General features: G+C 58.6%; 20 protein-coding genes. 13 read left to right on the top strand and 7 right to left on the bottom strand.

Features of this window, described 5'->3' with window-relative positions:
• Positions 1-19: 19 nt before the first annotated feature.
• From QMK58_RS06905 to QMK58_RS06920, 4 genes are all read left to right on the top strand, one after another.
• The gene (locus tag QMK58_RS06905; protein ID WP_053162096.1) at positions 20-1,624 is read left to right on the top strand and encodes a tetratricopeptide repeat-containing response regulator; all 1,605 of its coding nucleotides are present in this window, start codon (positions 20-22) and stop codon (positions 1,622-1,624) included.
• Positions 1,621-2,313: a sensor histidine kinase gene (locus QMK58_RS06910; RefSeq protein ID WP_053162094.1), complete on the top strand. Its 693-nt coding sequence runs from the start codon at positions 1,621-1,623 to the stop codon at positions 2,311-2,313. Before QMK58_RS06905 ends, QMK58_RS06910 begins: the two co-directional genes overlap by 4 nt.
• Positions 2,314-2,614: 301 nt before the next feature.
• Complete coding sequence (locus QMK58_RS06915; protein WP_172681854.1) at positions 2,615-3,859, top strand: glutamine synthetase family protein; 1,245 nt, start codon at positions 2,615-2,617, stop codon at positions 3,857-3,859.
• 71 nt (positions 3,860-3,930) lie between these two features.
• The gene (locus tag QMK58_RS06920) at positions 3,931-5,301 is read left to right on the top strand and encodes an MFS transporter (protein ID WP_053162090.1); all 1,371 of its coding nucleotides are present in this window, start codon (positions 3,931-3,933) and stop codon (positions 5,299-5,301) included.
• Positions 5,302-5,452: 151 nt separating this feature from the next.
• On the opposite strand, the gene QMK58_RS06925 is transcribed toward QMK58_RS06920, so the two are convergent.
• The 4 genes from QMK58_RS06925 to flgA form a co-directional block, all read right to left on the bottom strand.
• Positions 5,453-6,199, bottom strand: coding sequence for a flagellar brake protein (locus tag QMK58_RS06925; RefSeq protein ID WP_053162088.1), 747 nt, complete (start codon positions 6,197-6,199; stop codon positions 5,453-5,455).
• A gap of 91 nt (positions 6,200-6,290) precedes the next feature.
• Positions 6,291-6,758: a flagella synthesis protein FlgN gene (locus QMK58_RS06930; RefSeq protein ID WP_053162086.1), complete on the bottom strand. Its 468-nt coding sequence runs from the start codon at positions 6,756-6,758 to the stop codon at positions 6,291-6,293.
• Positions 6,759-6,806: 48 nt separating this feature from the next.
• Complete coding sequence (flgM, locus tag QMK58_RS06935; RefSeq protein ID WP_053162084.1) at positions 6,807-7,133, bottom strand: flagellar biosynthesis anti-sigma factor FlgM; 327 nt, start codon at positions 7,131-7,133, stop codon at positions 6,807-6,809.
• Positions 7,134-7,302: 169 nt separating this feature from the next.
• Positions 7,303-8,061, bottom strand: coding sequence for a flagellar basal body P-ring formation chaperone FlgA (flgA, locus tag QMK58_RS06940; RefSeq protein ID WP_053162082.1), 759 nt, complete (start codon positions 8,059-8,061; stop codon positions 7,303-7,305).
• Between the two features lie 83 nt (positions 8,062-8,144).
• Between flgA and QMK58_RS06945 the strand changes: the two genes are divergently transcribed.
• The 6 genes from QMK58_RS06945 (at position 8,145) to flgE (ending at position 13,279) form a co-directional block, all read left to right on the top strand.
• Entirely contained in the window at positions 8,145-9,077 is a 933-nt protein-coding gene (locus QMK58_RS06945; RefSeq protein WP_053162080.1) for a chemotaxis protein CheV, read from the top strand.
• 45 nt (positions 9,078-9,122) lie between these two features.
• On the top strand, positions 9,123-9,950 hold the full coding sequence (gene cheR, locus QMK58_RS06950) for a protein-glutamate O-methyltransferase CheR (RefSeq protein WP_053162078.1): 828 nt from the start codon (positions 9,123-9,125) through the stop codon (positions 9,948-9,950).
• A gap of 364 nt (positions 9,951-10,314) precedes the next feature.
• A complete protein-coding gene (gene flgB / locus QMK58_RS06955) occupies positions 10,315-10,722 on the top strand; it encodes a flagellar basal body rod protein FlgB (RefSeq protein ID WP_053162076.1) in 408 nt (135 codons plus the stop codon).
• A gap of 3 nt (positions 10,723-10,725) precedes the next feature.
• Complete coding sequence (gene flgC / locus QMK58_RS06960) at positions 10,726-11,169, top strand: flagellar basal body rod protein FlgC (protein WP_007937507.1); 444 nt, start codon at positions 10,726-10,728, stop codon at positions 11,167-11,169.
• A 15-nt stretch (positions 11,170-11,184) separates the two neighbouring features.
• Positions 11,185-11,907 carry a flagellar hook assembly protein FlgD gene (gene flgD / locus QMK58_RS06965; RefSeq protein ID WP_053162074.1) on the top strand — a complete coding sequence of 241 codons (723 nt, stop codon included), beginning with the start codon at positions 11,185-11,187 and terminating at the stop codon, positions 11,905-11,907.
• A 31-nt stretch (positions 11,908-11,938) separates the two neighbouring features.
• Complete coding sequence (gene flgE / locus QMK58_RS06970) at positions 11,939-13,279, top strand: flagellar hook protein FlgE (protein WP_053162072.1); 1,341 nt, start codon at positions 11,939-11,941, stop codon at positions 13,277-13,279.
• Positions 13,280-13,428: 149 nt separating this feature from the next.
• Here flgE and QMK58_RS06975 read toward each other — a convergent pair whose 3' ends face one another.
• Positions 13,429-16,323 carry a ribonucleoside-diphosphate reductase subunit alpha gene (locus QMK58_RS06975; protein ID WP_320396065.1) on the bottom strand — a complete coding sequence of 965 codons (2,895 nt, stop codon included), beginning with the start codon at positions 16,321-16,323 and terminating at the stop codon, positions 13,429-13,431.
• A gap of 731 nt (positions 16,324-17,054) precedes the next feature.
• Here QMK58_RS06975 and QMK58_RS06980 point away from each other — a divergent pair.
• On the top strand, positions 17,055-17,777 hold the full coding sequence (locus QMK58_RS06980; RefSeq protein WP_053162068.1) for a response regulator: 723 nt from the start codon (positions 17,055-17,057) through the stop codon (positions 17,775-17,777).
• Entirely contained in the window at positions 17,774-19,384 is a 1,611-nt protein-coding gene (locus tag QMK58_RS06985; RefSeq protein ID WP_053162065.1) for an ATP-binding protein, read from the top strand. The genes QMK58_RS06980 and QMK58_RS06985 overlap by 4 nt, the downstream gene beginning before the upstream one ends.
• A 121-nt stretch (positions 19,385-19,505) precedes the next feature.
• On the opposite strand, the gene QMK58_RS06990 is transcribed toward QMK58_RS06985, so the two are convergent.
• Together QMK58_RS06990 and QMK58_RS06995 are read right to left on the bottom strand one after the other, a co-directional pair.
• On the bottom strand, positions 19,506-20,231 hold the full coding sequence (locus QMK58_RS06990) for a 4'-phosphopantetheinyl transferase family protein (protein ID WP_218187263.1): 726 nt from the start codon (positions 20,229-20,231) through the stop codon (positions 19,506-19,508).
• A gap of 104 nt (positions 20,232-20,335) precedes the next feature.
• A complete protein-coding gene (locus QMK58_RS06995) occupies positions 20,336-21,127 on the bottom strand; it encodes a dienelactone hydrolase family protein (RefSeq protein ID WP_320396066.1) in 792 nt (263 codons plus the stop codon).
• Positions 21,128-21,270: 143 nt separating this feature from the next.
• On the opposite strand from QMK58_RS06995, the gene QMK58_RS07000 reads away from it, so the two are divergent.
• Positions 21,271-21,873 (top strand): hypothetical protein, encoded by a 603-nt coding sequence (locus tag QMK58_RS07000; protein ID WP_320396067.1) that lies wholly within the window; start codon positions 21,271-21,273, stop codon positions 21,871-21,873.
• The last annotated feature ends 101 nt before the right edge of the window (positions 21,874-21,974 follow it).

Below are 21,974 nucleotides of genomic sequence, written 5' to 3' on the forward strand. Positions count from 1 at the left end.
AATTGCCTGGAAGTCTTCGATGCTGTCGTATCACCAAAAGCGTTTTCTGATCGTCGATGATTTCTCGGACTTCCGCAGTTCCGTGCGCTCAATGCTGCGCGAACTGGGGGTCAAGGAAGTGGACACCGCCGATACCGGCGAGCAGGCACTGAAAATGTGCTCGCAGAAGGCCTACGATTTCATCCTGCAGGACTTCCATCTGGGCGATGGCAAAAAGAATGGCCAGCAGGTACTCGAAGACCTGATGGAGGAGAAGCTGATCAGCCATGAATCGGTGTTTGTCATGGTCACCGCCGAAACCAGCCAGGCCATGGTGCTCAGTGCGCTGGAACATGAGCCTGACGCCTATCTGACCAAGCCGTTCAACCGTTCCAGCCTGGCCCAGCGCCTGGAGCGGCTGGAGCAGCGCAAGACCTTGCTCAAGCCGATCCTGCAAGCCCTCGATCGCGGCAAACCGATGGAAGTGCTCAATGCCTGCATCGTCCTGTGCAAGCAAGACATTCGCTATTCGCCGCTGTGCCTTCGATATCGCGCCGACGCGCTGCGCGATCTGAATCAAAACGAAGCACTGGAGCGTTTGTACGACAGCATCATTGCCGACCGACCTTTGCCATGGGCCTTTGCCGGGTTGGGCAAGTTGTTGTTCAAGCGCGGCCAGGTTGCGCAGGCCAAGGGTATTTACGAAAAGGCCCTTAAAGTGTTTCCGATGATGCCGTCGCTCTACGATGGCATGGCCGATGTGCTGGTCACCGAGGGTGACACCAGGGGCGCGCAGCGCGTGCTGGAAGAAGCGATTCGCCTGTCGCCACTGGCAGTGCGCCGGCAAGCGATGCTGGGCAAGTTGGCGATGACCAACGAAGATTTCGACACTGCCTCCAAAGCCTATCGCCAGGCCGTGGCCCAAGGCGCGCAGTCGCGCTTCAAGGATGCCGAGAGCAATCTTGGCCTGGCCCACGCCTTGATCAGCAAGGGCAGCGAACGGGGCCTGGACACGCGGACCCGACTTGAAATCAACACCACGCTAAGTGCTGTGGCCAAGGAAAATCCTGGCGATCCAGGGCTGCAAATTCGCGCACGCCTGATGAAAGCCACCAGCCTGTTGCTCAATGACGCCGAAACTGCCGACAAACTCACCGAGCAAGCCTTGTTGCGACTTGATGGCATGGAGCAATTCATGAGTGCCGAAGCGGCGCTGCTGGTGGCCAAGCAGCTGAAGATGCTGGGCCAGTCTGAGGCCGGCACCGCGATGTTGAAAAGCTGTGTGGAAATCTACGGCGACGATCCGGTAGTGATGAAGGATATCGCCAAGCAAACCGATGATCCGACCATCCTCAACTCAGGCAACGCTGCGGCGGACCTCAACCGTCAGGGTGTGCGTGTGTACAAGACCGGCAACCTGGTGGAAGCACGGCAGCTGTTTCGCAAAGCGTTGGCGATGCAACCAAAGAACATCAGTATCGCGCTGAACATGGCGCAGTCGTTGTTGCATGGCACCGACACCAGCGTTGCGTCGGCAGAACTCGAGGAGTGCCAGGCCTGCTTGAAAATGGTGGGACTGATGCCCGAAACGGACGCGCGGTATCCGCGCTATCAGAAGCTCAAAAGCAAGGCGTTTGGCGAATGAACGACAACGAGCAGGGCCTGGATTTCTCCACGGTGATCGCTTCCACCGTGCACGACATGAAGAACTCGCTGACCTTGCTGATGCAAGCCCACAGCCAATGGCTGGCGCGCTTGCCTGCGCCTGCGCAACAGACGCCGGAGCAGGGTGTGATTGATTTCGAGTTCGCCCACCTCAATGGCATGCTGGTGCAGCTGCTGGGGCTGTACAAACTCGGCGTCAACCAGATGCCCCTGCGACCGGCCTACCATGAACTGGACGACTTCATCGAAGCGCAACTGGCGTGTCATCAGGAGGTGTTTGCCAGTCGCGGCATCATGGTCACCTATGAAGTGGACCCATTGAGCCCCTTGGGTTTCTTCGACCGCGAGTTGATTGCCTCGGTTCTGGCCAACTGCATCAACAACGCGATCCGCTACGCGCGCCATGCGTTGTTGATCAGCGTCAGCGACGAAGGCGGGCAACTGGTGCTGACCATCAACGACGACGGCGAGGGTTATCCGGCGCAGATGATCGAGCGTCAGGCCGACTATGTTCAAGGCATCAACCAGAGCAGTGGCAGTACGGGCCTGGGTCTGTATTTTGCCGGGCAGATTGCCGCGCTGCATCAGCGCAATGGGGTTGGCGGGCGCACCGAAATCAGCAACGGTGGACCGTTGGGCGGTGGAGTGTTCAGCCTTTATCTCCCTTGATTGTTTGTCGTAGGAGCTGCCGAAGGCTGCGATCTTTTGATCCTGGAAATTAGACGATCGTCCGAACGCGGCCCGAGCCTTCGGCAGCTCCTACGAGGTTTTGTGTCTTTATTGATGTGGGCTGCTTGATATTCTGAACATGCGGAGTCTATTTTGTACGGTCGCCGTTCGCGGCTCGCACAATAACAAGGATTGCGTCATGACAACCGTTGGCCTGAGTTCACTCGCGCAGCGATTGACGGGCATTGATGAAGTGGAATGTGTCACGCCGGATTTGAATGGCGTACCCCGGGGCAAAGTGATGACCTCCGAGGGTTTCCTCGACGGTCGGCGTTTGCAGTTGGCGCGGGGTGTGCTGCTGCAATGCATCATGGGCGGTTATCCGCCAGCGCGCTTTTACGGCAGCGATGACGGCGACCTGGCGTTGATTCCCGATCCCGGGCAAATCCACCGCTTGCCCTGGAGCAAACCGGCTCGGGCCTTCGCCATTTGCGATGCGAACGAGTTAGGCACCACCACCAGCTCCAACCTGTCGACCCGTGGTCAGCTCAAAGCCGTGCTCGCCCGTTATGCGGCCCTTGGCCTGGCACCGGTGGTGGCCACCGAGCTTGAGTTCTTCGTTTTTGCGCCCAACACCGACCCGACTCAAGCTTTCCTGCCGCCCCTGGGTCTGGACGGTCGTCGCGAGGACGGTCAGTCGGCGTTCAGCGTCAGCTCCAACAACGGCTTGCGGCCGTTTTTCAATGAGGTCTACGAGTGCATGGCAGCGTTGGGGTTGCCCCGCGATACGTTCATGCACGAGATGGGCGTGAGCCAGTTCGAGATCAATCTGCTGCATGGTGATCCACTGTTGCTGGCCGACCAGACGTTCCTGTTCAAGCATCTTCTGAAAGAAGTCGCGATCAAACACGGCCTGAGCGTTGTCTGCATGGCCAAGCCGTTGGCGCATACGCCGGGCAGTTCCATGCACATTCACCAGAGTGTGGTTGAGGTCGATTCGGGGCGTAACGTGTTCAGTGACAAGGCGGGGGAGGAGACGGCGACTTTCCGGCATTTCATCGCCGGTCAGCAGGCCTGCATGGCGGACTTCACCGCTTTGTTTGCGCCGAACGTGAACTCGTACCAGCGCTTGTGCCACCCTTATGCGTCGCCGAACAATGCGTGCTGGTCCCATGACAACCGGGCGGCCGGACTGCGAATTCCGGCGAGTTTGCCGGTGGCGCGGCGGGTCGAAAACCGCTTGCCGGGGGCTGACGCCAATCCGTACCTGGCGATTGCCGCGAGCCTCGCGGCAGGGTTGCATGGCATCGAGAACAAGCTGGAGCCGAGCGCGCCGATCCAGGGCGAGTTTGAAGTGCCGGACAATCTTTCATTGCCGTGTACCTTGCACGCGGCGCTTGAGCGTCTGAAACGTAGCCAGTTGGCCAAGGAACTGTTCGGTGCGGAATTCATCGAAGGCTACATCGCTTCGAAGACCCTGGAGCTGACCAGCTTTTATGATGAAATTACTCCCTGGGAACGGCGTGTTTTAGCGGCCCAGGCCTGACGTCCCGTCGACATCGGGCTATTGTTCAGCGATAGCCCGATCTTCACTGCAAGGAGCCGCTCGGAACGCCGATGCGCCAAATCTGGAAATCCTTTCGAGCGCTTTATTTCGCCTCGCTGATGATGTTGATCGGCTCGGGCCTGTTGAGTACTTACCTGGCGTTGCGCCTGGCGGCCGATCATGTCGACAGCCTGTGGGTCGGTGCGTTGATGGCCGCCAACTATTTCGGCCTGGTGCTGGGTGGCAAGATCGGTCACCGGTTGATTGCCCGGGTCGGGCATATCCGGGCCTATTCGGCCTGTGCCGGGATCGTCGGCGCGGCGGTGCTCGGTCATGGCCTGGTGGACTGGTTGCCGGCCTGGCTGTTTTTACGGGTGATCGTCGGCCTCGGCATGATGTGCCAATACATGGTGATCGAAAGCTGGCTGAACGAGCAGGCCGATGCCAATCAGCGCGGGATGGTCTTCAGCGGTTACATGATCGCGTCGTATCTGGGACTGGTGCTCGGGCAACTGATCCTGGTCATGCACCCGGCACTGGGGCTTGAACTGCTGATGTTGGTTGCCCTGTGTTTTGCGCTGTGTCTGGTGCCTGTAGCCTTGACTCGGCGAATTCACCCGGCCCCTTTGCATCCGGCTCCGATGGAGCCGCGTTTCTTTATCAAGCGCGTTCCGCAGTCGTTGAGCACGGTGTTGGGTGCGGGTCTGATCATTGGTTCGTTCTATGGTCTGGCACCGCTGTATGCCTCGCAGCAAGGGCTGAGTACGGAGCAGGTCGGTCTGTTCATGGGTAGCTGCATTTTTGCCGGGCTGGTGGTGCAGTGGCCGTTGGGCTGGTTGTCCGATCGTTATGACCGGGCGCTGCTGATCCGCTGTTTTGCCATGTGCCTGGCAGTCGCGGCGTTACCGCTGGCGATCCTGCCGAAGGTGCCGCTGGAGGTGTTGTTCGTCATCGGCTTCCTCTGCTCGCTGGTGCAATTTTGCCTGTACCCGCTGGCGGTGGCGTTCTCCAATGACCATGTCGAAGGGGATCGCCGGGTGTCGCTGACGGCGATGCTGCTGGTGACCTACGGCATTGGCGCGAGTGTCGGGCCGTTGGCGGCGGGGGTGCTGATGAAGCTGTTCGGTAGTCAGAGCCTGTATGCGTTTTTCAGTTTCTTTGCGTTGGTGCTGGTCTGGCGGATTCGGCCGAAGGCAGTAACCAATCTGCACCAGGTCGACGATGCGCCGCTGCATCACGTGGCGATGCCGGACAGCATGTCGAGTTCGCCCCTGGTCGCGGCGCTTGACCCGCGTGTCGATGAGCAAGTGGTGCAGGAACAGATGCAGTCGCCGGTCACCCCTGAGACTGAATCCGAGCCTGAGTTGCCCACAGAAAACGATCAACCACCGCAAGACCCTGACTCGGGGCGCGAGCAGAGCTTTACCGAAGCCAGACCCTGAATCGGGGGGATAAAAAAACGGGCAGTCACCGCAAGGGGCTGCCCGTTTTTTGTAGGAGCTGGCTTGCCAGCAAAGGCGTCTGTTGCATCCACACAGGACCCAGCGACGCCTTCGCCGGCAAGCCGGCTCCTACAGGGGGCGAAACGTCAGATCAGAAGTCGTCTTTGTCGAAGCGACGGGCTTCACGTTGCAGCTGGTAGACGAATCGCTCGACCTGACGCTGCACCAGTCCGCTCATGTTGTGGAAGCGGATGCCGGCGAAGGTGGTGGAGATTCTTTCTTCGAAGTGCAGATAACGCAGCTCGACCGGTGCGGTCATCTTGCCGAAAGGCAGGTCGGCATTGAAGCGGTCGTAAACCTGGCCCAGTTGCAGGCTGCCGGTGATGTCGCCTTCGAAGCGCAATTTGCAGCCGGTGGCGGAAATATCCAGCAACTTGCCGCTGATAGGCGTTTTGAGTTTTTCACCGTCCAGATTGACGCTGACCAGTTGCGCCAGTTTCAGTGCCGCGCGAAAGGCATTGCGGCGCTGGTGGTAGACCACTTCATCGGGCAGGGTGCCGCGGTAGCAACGAGCGCCAGCGGATTCATCGATGGTCAACGGACCATTGCTTTCCCAGGCAATGCGAACACCTTCATGGAAACCTTCGACCTTGTAAGGTTCGCCAGCCAGCAAGAAGCGTTCGCCATCACGGGGTATCATTTCGTCCAGGGCAAGCATGTTGCTGTCGCGGTCGAGGTCCACCAGATAGCTCTGGAAGCGCTGACTGCGTTCGTGGAAGGTGATGATCAGCGGGTCATGACTTTCTTGCAGCTGGCGCAGATTGCTGGAGATCTCCAAGGGCGTGCTGAGCACCTTGGGTGGCTGCGGAGCATCTTCCGCGGTTAAGGCATTGGACACGGTTAATCAATCTCCAGACAAAATTTGACTACGGCTGGCCATCATTTTGCCAGTATGTTGCGCGTCTTGATAGAGCGGGTCACCGACCGGCTCAAGCCTGACTGAGCGGTCGCGGCTTGGCAAGCCTGGAGAAAGTACCACTGGCGTCGTAAAGCGCCGGAGTATCGCCGCCGTTGAGGATTTTCAGCTGGGTGGCTGTAGCGGCCTGCTGCGTCAGGATCGACTGCCCGTTGTTGGCATTGATGGCCTGGCATTGGGCCAGAAGATCGGTCAGAGCGTCACTTTGCATCAGAAGTTGATCGCCAATGCTCGATTGGCTGGCCAGTTGCTCAAGACCGCTTCTGTTGGCCGGCAGGTTGAGGCTGGCGAGAATTTCACTGCGCTTGCGGCCATGCTGTTCAAGCAAAACGATCAGTGCCTGTTTCTGCGCCAGAATGCCCTCAAGCAGCGGCATGTCACGACCGTGCAGGGCAAGGGATTCGGTCTGCAATAACCCCATCAATTGTTGCAGGGGAGCAAAATCGTCGGTGATCAGTTGCAGTAGATTAGTGTCGTGCATGGCTGGCCTTGGGTGTTAAGCGTCCAAAAGCCTGGCGCCGGCCGTGGCCTAGCGCTGGGCTTCGAAGTTGAGCAGTTTGCTGGCTACGCGGTTGCTGTCGACTTTGTAGCTGCCATCGGCAATCGCTGCTTTCAACTCGGCCACGCGGGCTTTGTCGACGGCAGGCTGATCGCGCAGCTTGTCAGTGACCTTCTGCAACTGCTGAGCCTCATTGCTGAGGTGTACCGATTCCCCGCTTTTGGATGTACCGACCTGCTCCGCCGCGGATTCCAGTGGCGCAGATTTTCCGGCCTCGATGCTTTCTTTGCTGGCACTGGTACGTGTACTGCCCGTAAGGGGCGCGGAGCTGTTCAAACGGCTGAAATCGATGACCATGATAAAAACCTCTGGGGATTTGGACGCTTGCCATGTTTTCGGCCATTCCCTGGAAAACTTTAGGCCCATTTATCAATGAGCCTTGCGCGCGTCAGCGCTTGCTCTGCATAGAGCACAGTCTAGGGAACAGCCGGGGCGAGCGCCACATTCTCGTGATCGGACAGCTTCTCTACATAGACACTTCCACCTGTCCAGGCGCGGTGACCTGTGCCTTGATGACGCGCTGGGAGTTGAGGTTTTTCACCCGGATCTGCTCGCTCAAACTCCCGTTGGACAGGGCTTCGCCCGGCATGCGCACGCTGAGCGTACCGCTGCGGGCGGTGATTACCACTTGATCGCCCTTGCGAATGACTTCTGCCTGTTCGATGTTCACCAGTGTGACGACCTGGTCGGTGACCATTGGTCGGGTCAGTCTCTGTCCGATCGCCTGGTCGAGGGAGGTCAGGTAGCCCTGGCTGATCAGGCTGATGTCGCGCTCGCGCAGGAGCACATCTTCAGGTTCGACAATGGCTGCGCGGCGCAGGGGACGGGCGGAGGTTACGACGTCGCGAAACAGCCGGACTTGAGCGGGTACGAAGACTGTCCAGGGGGCTGCGCCTTCGCAGCGAACCTTCACGGTAACCCGCCCGATCGGCTTTGGACTTTCGAGTGTGGCTGTCAATTCCTTGTCGCACATGGGCATGTGCATGCGTGGATCGAGCTGATTGACCTGGATCTCGTAGCGACCTTGCGTTTGACTGGTGGCCAGATAGTCCTCTACGGTGAATTCAAGAAACCCCTGAGTGACGCCGATAAGCATGTCAGGCAAGGTAACCGCGTCAGCAAGGGCAGGGCTGCCAGCGTTGAACAGGCAAACAGCCGCCAGCACACCGAGCCATTTGCGGCGGGGTGTAGTCAGGCGTCGGAAAAATGTCGGTTCTGTGTTCATAACGATTAAAAAAGCAAGCGCCGTGCCGTTTAGTGACGAAGGCGCGTCGCAACAACACTTGGCGTTGGTGTGGGAGTTTGGGCATGGCGGGTGTAATGGATTCGGTGAACCAGCGCACGCAACTGGTGGGGCAGAATCGCCTTGAGCTGTTGTTGTTCCGTCTTGACGGTCAGCAGCTGTACGGGATCAACGTCTTCAAGGTTCGGGAGGTGCTGCAATGTCCCAAACTGACGCTGATGCCCAAGTCCAGTCCTGTCGTGTGCGGTGTGGCGAACATCCGGGGGGCGACCATTCCGATCCTTGATCTGGCGATGGCGACTGGCTCCGGTGCTTTGAAGGACAAGAACAATCCGTTTGTGATCATCACGGAGTACAACACCAAGACCCAGGGTTTCCTGGTGCGCTCGGTGGAACGCATCGTCAACATGAACTGGGAAGAGATCCATCCGCCACCCAAGGGCACCGGACGCGATCACTACCTGACGGCGGTGACCCGGGTCGATAACCAGTTAGTCGAAATCATCGACGTCGAGAAGGTGCTGGCGGAAGTCGCACCAACGCCTGAAGCGATTTCTGCCGGGGTGATCGATGTCGAAACCCAGCACAAGGCGCTTTCATTACGCGTGCTGACGGTCGACGACTCGTCCGTGGCACGCAAGCAGGTCACGCGTTGCCTGCAAACGGTCGGCGTCGAAGTGGTGGCGCTGAACGACGGCAAGCAAGCACTGGATTACCTGCGCAAACTGGTCGATGAGGGCAAGAAGCCGGAAGAGGAGTTCCTGATGATGATTTCCGACATCGAGATGCCGGAGATGGACGGGTACACCCTGACGGCGGAAATCCGCAACGACCCGCGCATGCAAAAGCTTCATATCATCCTGCATACGTCCTTGTCCGGGGTATTCAATCAGGCGATGGTCAAGAAAGTCGGTGCCGATGACTTCCTGGCCAAATTCCGACCTGATGACCTGGCATCCCGGGTAGTCGACCGGATCAAGGCAGCAGATATCAGCTAGGGGCCTGTGCCCCTGGCAATCAACACGATTTAAGAGGCGGCATCATTGTCTACGGGTAATTTGGATTTCGAACAGTTCCGGGTGTTCCTGGAAAAAGCCTGTGGCATTTTGCTCGGTGAAAACAAGCAGTACCTGGTCTCCAGCCGTCTCAACAAACTGATGGAACAGCAAGGCATCAAGAGCCTGGGTGAACTGGTCCAGCGCATGACGACCCAGCCGCGCAGCGGTTTGCGCGAGCAGGTGGTGGATGCCATGACCACCAACGAAACCCTGTGGTTTCGCGACACCTATCCGTTCGAGGTGCTGAAGAACAAGGTGCTGCCCGAAGCGATCAAGGCCAATCCTGGCCAACGTCTGCGCATCTGGTCGGCGGCGTGCTCTTCGGGTCAGGAACCCTACTCGCTGTCGATGTCCATCGACGAGTTCGAGCGGGTCAACCTGGGGCAACTGCGGATGGGTGTGCAGATTGTTGCCACTGACCTGTCCGGCACCATGCTGAACAACTGCAAGACCGGCGAATACGACAGCCTGGCCATCGGTCGTGGGCTGTCGCCCGAGCGCCTGCAACGTTACTTCGATCCGAAAGGGCCGGGGCGCTGGGCGATCAAGGCGCCGATCAAGAGTCGCGTGGAGTTTCGCTCGTTCAACCTGCTGGACAGTTACGCCGGCCTCGGCAAGTTCGATATCGTGTTTTGCCGCAACGTGTTGATCTACTTCTCCGCTGAAGTGAAGAAGGACATCCTGCTGCGCATCCACAGCACGTTGAAACCGGGTGGTTATTTGTTCCTCGGCGCCTCTGAAGCGCTGAACGGTTTGCCGGATCACTACCAGATGGTCCAGTGCAGTCCGGGGATCATTTACCAGGCGAAGTGATTTCGTTGGGGTTGTCAGAAAACGGGAGTCCTCAGGGGTTCCCGTTTTTTTATGCCTGCTGATTTCTCACAGCTTCTCAATCCCTGTAGGAGCTGGCTTGCCAGCGATAGCGGTGTGTGCGCAATTTAAAAGTCGGCTGACTCGACGCCATCGCTGGCAAGCCAGCTCCTACAGGGGAGGTGGTGTTCTCAAGTGCGGTGCCAAGCGGCAGAAAAGCGGCAGGCGGCGGAAAACCGTTGCCGCTTTTCTGTCATTGCCACGTTGCCATGGCCCGCAAGGCCCCGGTTTACAGGGTTTTTTGAATTGGCATGGGGCTTGCTATGTCCATCGTACGAAAAATCAGGTCACCCGAAGGTTTCCCGACATGAGCATCAGCTTCGATAAAGCGCTCGGTATCCACGAACAAGCCCTGGGCTTCCGCGCCCAGCGCGCTGAAGTCCTGGCCAACAACATCGCCAACGCCGATACCCCGAATTACAAGGCTCGGGATCTGGACTTCTCCAAAGTGCTCGCCGAGCAGAACGAGAAAACCAAAAGCGGCGGCTTCGCCTTGAACATGACCAACAGCCGTCATATCGAAGCGCAAGGCCTGGGCAATGGCGACGAATCGCTGATGTATCGCACGCCGATGCAACCGTCGATTGACCAGAACACCGTGGACGCTCAACTGGAGCAGTCGAACTACGCGCAAAACGCGGTCGACTTCCAGGCCAGCTTCACCCTGCTAAACAGCAAATTCAAAGGGCTGGTATCAGCCCTGCGCGGAGAGTAAGCCATGTCTCTATCCAGTGTTTTCAACATTGCCGGTAGCGGCATGAGTGCGCAGACCACTCGCTTGAACACCGTCGCTTCGAACATCGCCAACGCCGAGACCGTCTCGTCGAGCATCGACCAGACTTACCGCGCGCGTCACCCGGTGTTCGCCACCATGTTCCAGGGCGGCCAGAGCGGCGGCAGCGATTCGCTGTTCCAGAACCAGGACGCCGCCGGCCAGGGCGTGCAAGTGTTGGGCGTGGTCGAAGACCAGAGCAACCTTGAAGCGCGCTACGAGCCGAACCATCCGGCGGCTGATGCGAAGGGCTACGTCTATTACCCGAACGTCAACGTGGTGGAAGAAATGGCCGACATGATTTCCGCGAGCCGTTCGTTCCAGACCAACGCCGAAATGATGAACACCGCTAAAACCATGATGCAGAAGGTCCTGACCCTCGGTCAGTGATAAGGGGCGACTCAGATGAGTGTTACCGATTCCACCAGTGGTTTGAGCCTTAACGACATCCTGGCCAACTCCTCGGTCAAGACCAATACCACGACCGATGGCCTTGCGTCGGCGGCCGGCAGTGCCTCGGGCAACAAAGCCCTGGGCAAGGATGCATTCCTGCAGTTACTGGTCACGCAGTTGAAAAACCAGAACCCGCTGGAGCCTCAGGACAACGGTGAGTTCGTCGCACAACTGGCGCAATTCAGCAGCCTGGAAGGCATCACCACGCTCAACGATACCGTGAGTGGACTGGCCAGTAACTACAACTCGTCCCAGGCCTTGCAGGCTTCATCACTGGTGGGCCGTTCGGTCATCGCACCTGGCGACAAGGCAGTGGTCGACACGACCAAGAGCTTCAGCGGCACGGTGGTCGTACCGTCAGCGGTGGCTTCTGCCACCCTGAAGATCACAGACACGGACGGCAAGACCGTGCGCACCATCGATCTGGGAGCACAGAAAGCAGGTAACGCCAGTTTCATCTGGGATGGCAAGAACGATGCGGGTGAAACGGTGGCCGCGGGTACTTACAGCTTCGGCGCAACGACCACGATCGATGACCAGTCTGTGGCGTTGATCACTTACCTGCCAGCGACCGTCAACAGTGTGACCATCAGCCAGACCGGCGGTGAGTTGATGCTCAATCTGGCCGGGCTGGGCAGCATTGCCCTGTCCAAAGTTCAAACCATTGGTATGTAGAGCCGACTAACCCGGCATAAAGGAGTGGATGATGTCTTTCAATATCGGCCTTAGCGGTCTCTATGCAGCCAACAAGCAACTGGACGTAACCGGCAACAACATCGCCAACGTCGCTACCACGGGTTTCAAATCGTCCCGTGCGGAATTCGAAGACGTGTACTCGGCAACTAAACTGGGTACCGGCAGCAAGACCGTCGGCAACGGCGTGCGCCTGGCCAACGTTTCCCAGCAGTTTGGCCAGGGTGACATCGGCAACACCGGCAACGTGCTCGACATGGGTATCCAGGGCAACGGTTTCTTTGTCCTGAGCAACAACGGTTCGCTGACCTACACCCGTGCCGGCACATTCAAGACCGACAGCGCAGGCTACGTCACCAACAGCGACGGCACTGCCCGTCTGCAGGGTTATGGTGTGGATGAAAACGGCAAGATTCTCAATGGCGTGTTGACCGATCTGCGAATCGACACCTCCAACCTGGCGCCGAAATCCACCAATACCGTGTCGTCGACGATCAACCTGAACTCCACGGCGACCGAGATCGACCAGACGGTTGCTACCAACAAGTTCGATCCGAGCAAACCGGAAACTTTCACCAAACAGTTCAGCACCCCGATTTTCGACACTCAGGGTAACCAGCACACCATGGATCAATACATGGTCAAGACTGGGGCGAACACTTGGGATACCTACACCCTGATTGATGGCCGAAATCCTGATGGCACTTCGACTACCGGTACGGGCGCGGTTGATCCGATCCCTTCGACCATGTCATTCGATACCAGCGGCAAACTTGTCTCGGTCAGTACTCCCGTGACACCACCGACCACTCCGCCGACCGCTACGTTCGGCAATGACCTGAAGATCACCAACTGGACGCCAGGCACCGTGACCGATGGTGTCTGGAAGGCCAATGGCGCGGCGGCCGATCCGGCTGGCGTGACTATTTCCATGGCCAGTACCACTCAGTTCAATGCTGACACGGCTCGCTCGATTCCGGTACAGAACGGTTTTGCCACCGGCCAGATTACCAACCTGACCATCGACGGCAGCGGTGTACTGTTGGCGAACTTCAGCAACAACCAGACCCAAGCCATCGGGCAGATCTCGTTGGCCAGCTTCGCCAACGAACAAGGTCTGCAGCCTGTAGGCGGCACCAGTTGGAAAGAGACCTATGTATCGGGCATTCCGGGTTACGACTCGGCGCAAACCGGCACGTTGGGCTCGATCGTTTCCAACTCACTGGAAGAATCCAACGTCAACCTGACCAACGAGCTGGTCGACTTGATCAAGGCGCAAAGCAACTACCAGGCTAACGCCAAGACCATCTCTACCGAGAGCACCATCATGCAGACCATTATCCAGATGAATTGATGCTGGATTGCGCTGCATAAAGAGCCCCTCGAAAGAGGGGCTTTTTTGTGCTGGCCGAAAAATTACAGACAGACAAAAGAAAACCCCCGACCCGCCAGAGGCTGATCGGGGGTTTCGAGCAAGCGCCTTGCGGCGCTTACCGGCTCAGCTTATTGGCAAGCTTCGCAATCCGGCTCGTCGATGGCGCAAGCCTTCGGCACTGGAGCGGGACCTGCAGGAGCCGCCAGGACCGAATCGTCACCGTGGTTGCCGCCGCTGGAAACAGCGTTCAGCTTACCGGTGTTGATGGTCGACTTCTCGGTGCTGGTCGCGGCCAGGGCACGGAGGTAGTAAGTGGTTTTCAGACCACGGTACCAGGCCATACGGTAGGTCACGTCCAGCTTCTTGCCCGAAGCGCCGGCGATGTACAGGTTCAGCGACTGAGCCTGGTCGATCCACTTCTGACGGCGGCTGGCGGCGTCGACAATCCACTTGGTGTCCACTTCGAAGGCAGTCGCGTAGAGTTCTTTGAGCTCTTGCGGGATGCGCTCGATCTGCTGCACCGATCCGTCGTAGTACTTCAGGTCGTTGATCATGACCGAGTCCCACAGACCGCGAGCCTTCAAGTCGCGAACCAGGTACGGGTTGATCACGGTGAATTCGCCCGACAGGTTCGATTTCACATACAGGTTCTGATAGGTCGGTTCGATCGACTGCGATACGCCGGTAATGTTGGCGATGGTCGCGGTCGGAGCGATGGCCATGATGTTCGAGTTACGAATGCCTTTCTGAACACGGGCGCGAACCGGTGCCCAGTCCAGGGTTTCGTTCAGGTCGACATCAATGTACTTCTGACCGCGTTGTTCGATCAGGATCTGTTGCGAATCCAGCGGCAGGATGCCTTTGGACCACAGCGAACCGTTGAAGGTCTCGTACGCACCGCGCTCGTCGGCCAGGTCGCAGGAAGCCTGGATCGCGAAGTAGCTGACCGCTTCCATCGACTTGTCGGCGAACTCGACGGCAGCGTCGGAGCCGTAAGGGATGTGCTGCAGGTACAAAGCGTCCTGGAAGCCCATGATGCCCAGACCGACCGGACGGTGCTTGAAGTTGGAGTTCTTCGCTTGCGGCACCGAGTAGTAGTTGATGTCGATCACGTTATCGAGCATGCGTACGGCGGTGTTCACGGTGCGTTCCAGCTTGACGGTGTCCAGCTTGCCGTTGACGATATGGTTCGGCAGGTTGATCGAGCCCAGGTTGCAAACGGCGATCTCGTCCTTGTTGGTGTTCAAGGTGATTTCGGTGCACAGGTTCGAGCTGTGGACCACGCCCACGTGCTGCTGCGGGCTGCGCAGATTGCACGGGTCTTTGAAGGTCAGCCATGGGTGGCCGGTTTCAAACAGCATGGACAGCATTTTGCGCCACAGGTCTTTAGCCTGGATGGTCTTGAACAGCTTGATTTTGCCCGGGTACTGGGACAGCGCTTCGTAGTACTCGTAGCGCTCTTCGAAGGCCTTGCCGGTCAGGTCGTGCAGGTCCGGTACTTCGGACGGCGAGAACAGGGTCCACGGGCCGTCATCGAAGACGCGCTTCATGAACAGGTCAGGGATCCAGTTGGCGGTGTTCATGTCGTGGGTACGACGACGGTCATCACCGGTGTTCTTGCGCAGCTCGATGAACTCTTCGATGTCCATGTGCCAGGTTTCCAGGTAGGCACAGACAGCGCCTTTGCGCTTGCCACCCTGGTTAACGGCAACGGCGGTGTCGTTCACGACTTTCAGGAACGGAACCACGCCTTGCGACTTGCCGTTGGTGCCCTTGATGTACGAACCCAGCGCACGCACCGGCGTCCAGTCGTTGCCCAGGCCACCGGCGAATTTCGACAACATGGCGTTGTCGTGGATCGCGTGGTAGATGCCCGACAGGTCATCCGGCACGGTGGTCAGGTAGCAGCTAGACAGCTGTGGACGCAGGGTACCGGCGTTGAACAGGGTCGGGGTCGACGACATGTAGTCGAAGGACGACAGCAAGTTGTAGAACTCGATCGCACGGTCTTCTTTGTGCTTCTCTTCGATCGCCAGGCCCATGGCCACGCGCATGAAGAAGATCTGCGGCAGTTCGAAGCGCACGCCATCCTTGTGGATGAAGTAACGGTCGTACAGGGTTTGCAGGCCCAGATACGTGAATTGCTGGTCGCGTTCGTGGTTGATCGCCTTGCCCAGTTTTTCCAGGTCGAAGGAGGCCAGAACAGGGTTCAGCAGTTCGAACTCGATACCCTTGGCGATGTAGGCAGGCAGAGCCTTGGCGTACAGGTCGACCATTTCGTGGTGGGTAGCGCTTTCGGCGACGCCGAGGAAGCCCAGGCCTTCGGCGCGCAGGGTGTCCATCAGCAGGCGGGCGGTCACGAACGAGTAGTTCGGCTCACGCTCGACCAGGGTACGGGCGGTCATTACCAGGGCGGTGTTGACGTCGGTCAGGGCCACGCCGTCGTACAGGTTCTTCAGGGTTTCACGCTGGATCAGGTCGCCGTCGACTTCTTCCAGGCCTTCGCACGCTTCGGTGACGATGGTGTTCAGGCGGCCCATGTCCAGCGGCGCCAGGCTGCCGTCGGCACGGGTGATGCGGATCGACGGGTGAGCGTTGACCGCTTCTTCGGCCGGCGCGTGGGCGGCGCGTTCTTTCGAGCGACCGTCACGGTAGATCACGTAGTCGCGCGCAACTTTCTGCTCGCCGGCACGCATCAGGGCCAGTTCGACCTGGTCCTGGATTTCTTCGATGTGGATGGTGCCGCCCGATGGCATACGGCGCTTGAAGGTCGCAGTGACCTGTTCGGTCAGGCGGGCCACGGTGTCATGGATTCGCGACGAGGCGGCGGCGGTGCCGCCTTCAACTGCGAGAAACGCTTTGGTGATGGCGACGGTGATCTTGTCATCGGTGTAAGGAACGACAGTGCCGTTACGCTTGATCACGCGCAGCTGCCCTGGCGCAGTGGCGGACAGATCCGAATTCGAATCAGCGGCCTGCGGCAAGGTGCCCTGCGGGTTCTCGCGAGTTGTGTCGGTTTGCATGGGGGAGTGTCTCCACATTCTCTATGTTTGTTTGGGCACCATCACGGTGCCCACCGTTCTGTCCTGAAGCACTACAACCGACGGGCGTCGGGCATAACGACTTCAGGACAGTAGGAAAAAGGCTAATGAGGCCATCCTTGCCAGAAGTCTTTGGCTACGAACCTGGGTTCGAAACCGATTCCTTTCGGGGTGTCAGTAATGACTGCAACACCCGTACCGTTTTGACCGCACTGGCCTGAAAAAACGGTGCCACCCGCTTGTGCGGTTTGGGCTTGAAAATCCACGCTTGGTTCAACCATAAACAGGCAATAAAGCGCTTGAGTTTCTGGTCTGAAATGTGGTTGGGCTTTTTCACTAAAACCCTACATGTAGGGTTTTTTTCGCGCTGGGGTACAAGATAATGCGTTTCTGGGGGTGTTGCAACGTACTACCTGTGGATAAACCTGTGCGTAAATTGTGTGTGAAAGAAGCAACTGGCGTGTAGGCCGCGACCTAGCTGGATCGAAGCTTTTTTCAGGCGTTTTCAACGGCTGAAAACGCCAGATCAGATTTTTAAGGGCGCGAACCCTATCACAAAAAACCCGGTTGTCCGAACGCATTTACCCGCTTGTGTTCTCGGCAGGCGGCGTTTATACAATCGGCCAGCGTGTCTACATATTTATCCCCCCGAATCATTACAAAAAGACGGGCGGATCCTTCCTTATTAGCGTTTTGGCAAGCAGAGGTCACCCGTGGAGCAAGAAGCCTGGCAGGTATTGATTGTGGAGGACGACCAGCGACTGGCTGAGCTGACCCGCGATTACCTGGAAGCCAATGGCCTGCGCGTCTCGATTGAAGGTAATGGGGCGCTGGCTGCAGAGCGCATCATCAAGGAACAACCGGATCTGGTAATCCTCGATCTGATGCTCCCGGGTGAAGATGGCCTGAGCATTTGCCGCAAGGTCCGCGCCCGGTATGACGGCCCGATCCTGATGCTCACTGCCCGCACCGACGATACTGACCAGATCCTCGGCCTCGACCTGGGTGCCGACGACTATGTGTGCAAACCTGTGCGTCCGCGCCTGTTGCTGGCGCGTATTCAGGCCTTGCTGCGACGCAGCGAAGCGCCCGAGGTGGCCCCGGAAAAACAACGGCGCCTGCAATTTGGCCCGCTGGTGGTGGACAACGCCTTGCGCGAGGCATGGTTGCAGGGCAATGGCATCGAACTGACCAGCGCCGAATTCGATCTGCTGTGGCTGCTGGTGGCCAATGCCGGGCGCATCCTGTCCCGGGAAGAAATCTTCACCGCGCTGCGCGGCATCGGTTATGACGGCCAGGACCGCTCCATCGACGTGCGAATCTCGCGCATCCGGCCGAAAATCGGCGATGACCCTGAGCACCCGCGCCTGATCAAGACCGTGCGCAGCAAAGGTTACCTGTTCGTTCCCGAGGCCTGCGTAGACCCGACACTGTGAACTCGATCTTCCTGCGCATTTATGGCGGCATGTGCGCCGCGCTGATTCTGGTGGCAGTGCTCGGCGTACTGGCGATGCACTTGCTCAATCAGGTGCGCAGCGAGCAGTACCGCGAGCGCCTGGCCCACGGCACGTTTTCGCTGATGGCCGACAACCTGGAGCCAATGAATCAGACCGAGCGCCATCGGGCTTTGTTGGTGTGGGAGCGGTTACTCGGTATCCCTCTTGCGCTGAAAACCTTCAACGAAACCGATCTTGACCTGACCCAGCGCACTCGGGTATTGCGTGGTCAGGCCTTGGTCGAGCAGACCGGACCGCACGCGGCGAAGGTGTATCGACTGGTCAGCGACAAGGAACAGTTGGTCCTCACGGGGGAGGTGCAGCAGATCAGCGAACAACTGGCTCGGGCGACGATCTACCTGTTGGCCGACGAGCTGGTGCGCTCACCCGTGGCCGAGCAGCCCAGTCACCTGGCGAAATTAAAGGAGGAAAAGGGTTTCGGTTTCGACCTGCGGCTGGTCACTGTCGATGAGGCGGACATGGACGAAGACCAGAGTCGTCGAGTATCCGAGGGTGACACCGTGATGGCGCTGGGCAAGGGCGGTGATTCAATTCGCGTGTTTGCCGGGATGGTCGGTACTCCGTGGGTGCTGGAAATTGGCCCGTTGTACCAGATGAATCCGTATCCGCCGGAGTGGCTGGTATTGATTACCGTCCTGGGGCTGACGCTCATCGGATTGATTGTTTATCTGTTGGTGCGCCAACTGGAACGGCGCTTGCGTGGACTTGAGGCCGCCGCCACGCGCATCGCCCAGGGCAGCCTGGAAACCCGCGTGCCGGCACGTGGCGCCGATTCGGTGGGGCGTCTGGCCTCGGCATTCAATGCCATGGCCGAGCACTTGCAGCAGCTGCTCGCCATTCAGCGTGAACTGGTTCGGGCGGTTTCGCACGAGTTACGTACACCGGTGGCGCGTCTGCGTTTCGGACTGGAAATGATCGGTACGGCCACTACGCCGCAAGCCATGGAGAAATATTGCCAGGGCATGGACCACGACATCGAGGACCTCGATCGGCTGGTGGACGAGATGCTCACCTATGCGCGGCTGGAGCAGGGTTCGCCGGCGCTGCATTTTCAGCGCATCGACCTGGACGCCTTGGTCAATCAAGTGATCGAAGAGCTCGCGCCTTTGCGGGCCGATGTCACGGTGCAACGGGGCTTGTGCCTGTCGGCCGCCGACTGTGACGACGCCTGGGTCGAAGCCGAGCCGCGGTATTTGCACCGGGCGATCCAGAATCTGGTCACTAATGCCATGCGCCACGCGCAATCTCGGGTGACCATCAGTTATCAGGTAGGCCAGCAGCGCTGTCGCGTGGACATCGAGGATGACGGGCCGGGCGTGCCGGAATCGGCGTGGGAAAAAATCTTCACGCCGTTTCTGCGTCTTGATGACAGCCGCACGCGTGCTTCGGGTGGGCATGGGCTGGGATTGTCGATCGTGCGAAGGATCATCCATTGGCACGACGGGCGTGCGCTGATCGGCAAGAGCAAAAGCCTGGGCGGGGCGTGTTTCAGTTTGAGCTGGCCGCGCAATCAGGAGAAGCGCTGAGTGCCGTGGTGAATGTTCTGCCCTCATCGCGAGCAGGTTCGCTCCTGCACGGGATTTTGCCTGATCCTGGCCCTTGTAGGAGCGAGCTGCTCGCGATGGGGGCATTACAAACAGCGAAACCTCAGGCCTTGATACTGACCAGACTCAACAACTGCCCATCCTTGACCGCAAACTGTGCATCCAGCTCAGTACCGTTGCGCCATTCGCTGGACAAGTCGGTGAGCAGTCGCAGGTGTGCATGACCGTCTTCAGTCCATTCCAGCACTTCAGCATGCTCGAAATAGAATCGCTGCTGAACGATCGGATAGAGCGCCTTGAACAGGCTTTCCTTGACCGAGAACGTCAGGGTTACCAGCAAGGCCAGTTGGTCCCGAGGACCGGCCTTCATCCTTTGCAGCTCCGCCGGAATGAGGATTTCCCTGGCCAGCCGTTCAGCCCGTTCGGCATTGAGCAGGTTCTCCAGGTCCATACCCAAACCACGCCAATGACTTTTGTTCGCGACGATGGCAGCGGCCCGGCCGGTGCTGTGGGTGATCGAGCCACAAATATGGCTCGGCCAGACCGGGGCCCGGTCTTCGCCAATGGCCGGAATTAAACTCAGACCTTCCAGGCGCAGCAACGCGGCCCGGGCGCATACCCGTCCCGCGAGAAATTCCGCCTGCCGTTTGGCTACTGAGCGCTGGATACTCGCCGGCACTTCGATGGCGCTGCGTTGGAAGTCATCATGGGCCAGTTGCGAACTGTCGAAGTGAGTGCTCAACAGAACGGTGTCGGGCAGTGCAAACGGCAGCGGCCAATGGTCATCGAGAGGGGTGCAGCAGGCGGGCAGGGCGGGGGCTGGATTCATGTCAGGCATTTTGCCGGGTTGCCTTGGGGCTGGGTAGTAGTCGAGTGCTTTTGTGGAGAGGGGGGATAACCCCCCTCGCCGCATTCAGATGTGTTTGTGACGTGTCAGCTGAAGATCTTCTTGAGAAACGCCTGCATGTCCGCCCACGACTTTTCATCCGCAGCCTTGTCGTAGCCGATGTCCGGTCCGCCATGATCGCCGTGACCCAAACGATCGGCATCCGGGTTGGTAAAGCCGTGCCTGGCACCGTCGAGGCTGACAAATTTATAGTCGGCACCGGCTTTGTCCATTTCCGCTTTGAAGGCGGCGACATTATCCGGAGTAATCATGCTGTCCGCCGAACCATGCTCGACGAGGATTTTTGCTTTCACGCTGCCGGGCGCTGCCGGCGTATTGGTCGCCAACGCGCCGTGGAAGCTCACCACCCCGGCCAGCGGCACGCCTTGGCGCGCAGCATTGAGCACGACAGCGCCGCCGAAGCAGTAGCCGATGGCGGCGATTTTATGCGGATCTGTCTGCGGCTGTTTCTTCAAAAGATCGAGCCCGGCCTGAAACCTTGCGCTGGATACCGCGCTGTCTTTCGTCACGGCCTGCATGAAAGCCATGGCGTCGTTGGGGTGCTCGGTATTTTTGCCGTCACCGTACATGTCGATGGCCAGGGCGCTGTAACCCAGACCGGCCAGATCCCGGGCGCGGCGTTTGGCGTAGTCGTTCAAACCCCAGAATTCATGCACGACGACGACGCCGGGGCGCGGGCCTTTGATGGCGTCATCGTAGGCGTAATAGCCGATCATTTTCGTACCGTCGGCACTTTCGTAGGGGATTTCACTGGTCTGGATGGCGGCCTGACCGAGCCCGCTGAGGGCCAAGAGAAAGGCAGCGAGGAACATGCGCATGGTCGAGTCTCCTTGAAAATTGTCGAAACAGTCGAGGCCAAATGGTTCAGCCCAGGTTCAGAGAGCGTTCAGGGGGAGTTCAGGGCGGGCTGCGTAACCTTGCCTCGTACCCAAAACACATACGGCACACAAGGAACTTCCCCATGACTGGATTCAAAAAACTGCTTTTGGCGTTTACTGTTTTTGGCGCAAGCACTGCGGCATTCGCTTCCAACGACAACTTCGCCGGCCTTACTCTTGGGCAGACCAGCGACAAGGTCAAAAAGTCCCACGCTTTGAACGATAATCTCGATCATCCGAACACTGATGGTGTGATCGGCAAGGACACCACCTGGGGTCTGCGCCTGGGCCAGCAAAACAGCCAGGGCCGCTACTACGCCACTTACGACAATGTGTCGGGCTCGCACAACGGTATTAAACTGCGCCAGGAAAACCTGCTGGGCAGCTACGATCTTTTCTATCCGGTGGGTGGCAGTACCAAACTGTTCGGGGGGGCCACGGCCGGTTTGATCAAACTGACACAGGAGTCGCCAGGTTATAGCCGCGACAGCGACATTGGCTACGCCATCGGCGGCCAGGTGGGAGTCTTGCAACAGGTTTCGCAAAACACCTCGGTTGAACTGGGTTACCGTTACCTGCGTAGCAATGCCAGCACCGAAATGAGCGAGCGCGGCGGCAGCAAACAGGGTTCGCTGGACCTGACCAGCAGTGCCCAGACTTATCTGTCCGCCAACTACGCTTTCTGAAGCTGTTCGCCTTAGTACCCTGTGGGAGCTAGCCTGCTAGCGATAGCGTCCTGACATTCGACAGCATTGTCGGCTGCCAAACCGCAATCGCTGGCAGGCTA

The sequence above is a fragment of the Pseudomonas sp. P8_241 genome (assembly GCF_034008315.1).
Classification (GTDB): Bacteria; Pseudomonadota; Gammaproteobacteria; order Pseudomonadales; family Pseudomonadaceae; genus Aquipseudomonas.

Coding starts and splice junctions, on each gene's coding strand:
- QMK58_RS07000 (WP_320396067.1), top strand. CDS start 21,271: ATGACTGGATTCAAAAAACTGCTTTTGGCGTTTACTGTTTTTGGCGCA.
- flgM (WP_053162084.1), bottom strand. CDS start 7,133: ATGGTCATCGATTTCAGCCGTTTGAACAGCTCCGCGCCCCTTACGGGC.
- QMK58_RS06975 (WP_320396065.1), bottom strand. CDS start 16,323: ATGCAAACCGACACAACTCGCGAGAACCCGCAGGGCACCTTGCCGCAG.
- QMK58_RS06995 (WP_320396066.1), bottom strand. CDS start 21,127: ATGCGCATGTTCCTCGCTGCCTTTCTCTTGGCCCTCAGCGGGCTCGGT.
- flgC (WP_007937507.1), top strand. CDS start 10,726: ATGTCTCTATCCAGTGTTTTCAACATTGCCGGTAGCGGCATGAGTGCG.
- QMK58_RS06905 (WP_053162096.1), top strand. CDS start 20: ATGCTGTCGTATCACCAAAAGCGTTTTCTGATCGTCGATGATTTCTCG.
- QMK58_RS06910 (WP_053162094.1), top strand. CDS start 1,621: ATGAACGACAACGAGCAGGGCCTGGATTTCTCCACGGTGATCGCTTCC.
- flgB (WP_053162076.1), top strand. CDS start 10,315: ATGAGCATCAGCTTCGATAAAGCGCTCGGTATCCACGAACAAGCCCTG.
- flgA (WP_053162082.1), bottom strand. CDS start 8,061: ATGAACACAGAACCGACATTTTTCCGACGCCTGACTACACCCCGCCGC.
- flgE (WP_053162072.1), top strand. CDS start 11,939: ATGTCTTTCAATATCGGCCTTAGCGGTCTCTATGCAGCCAACAAGCAA.
- QMK58_RS06915 (WP_172681854.1), top strand. CDS start 2,615: ATGACCTCCGAGGGTTTCCTCGACGGTCGGCGTTTGCAGTTGGCGCGG.
- QMK58_RS06930 (WP_053162086.1), bottom strand. CDS start 6,758: ATGCACGACACTAATCTACTGCAACTGATCACCGACGATTTTGCTCCC.
- QMK58_RS06945 (WP_053162080.1), top strand. CDS start 8,145: ATGGCGGGTGTAATGGATTCGGTGAACCAGCGCACGCAACTGGTGGGG.
- QMK58_RS06990 (WP_218187263.1), bottom strand. CDS start 20,231: ATGAATCCAGCCCCCGCCCTGCCCGCCTGCTGCACCCCTCTCGATGAC.
- QMK58_RS06920 (WP_053162090.1), top strand. CDS start 3,931: ATGCGCCAAATCTGGAAATCCTTTCGAGCGCTTTATTTCGCCTCGCTG.
- flgD (WP_053162074.1), top strand. CDS start 11,185: ATGAGTGTTACCGATTCCACCAGTGGTTTGAGCCTTAACGACATCCTG.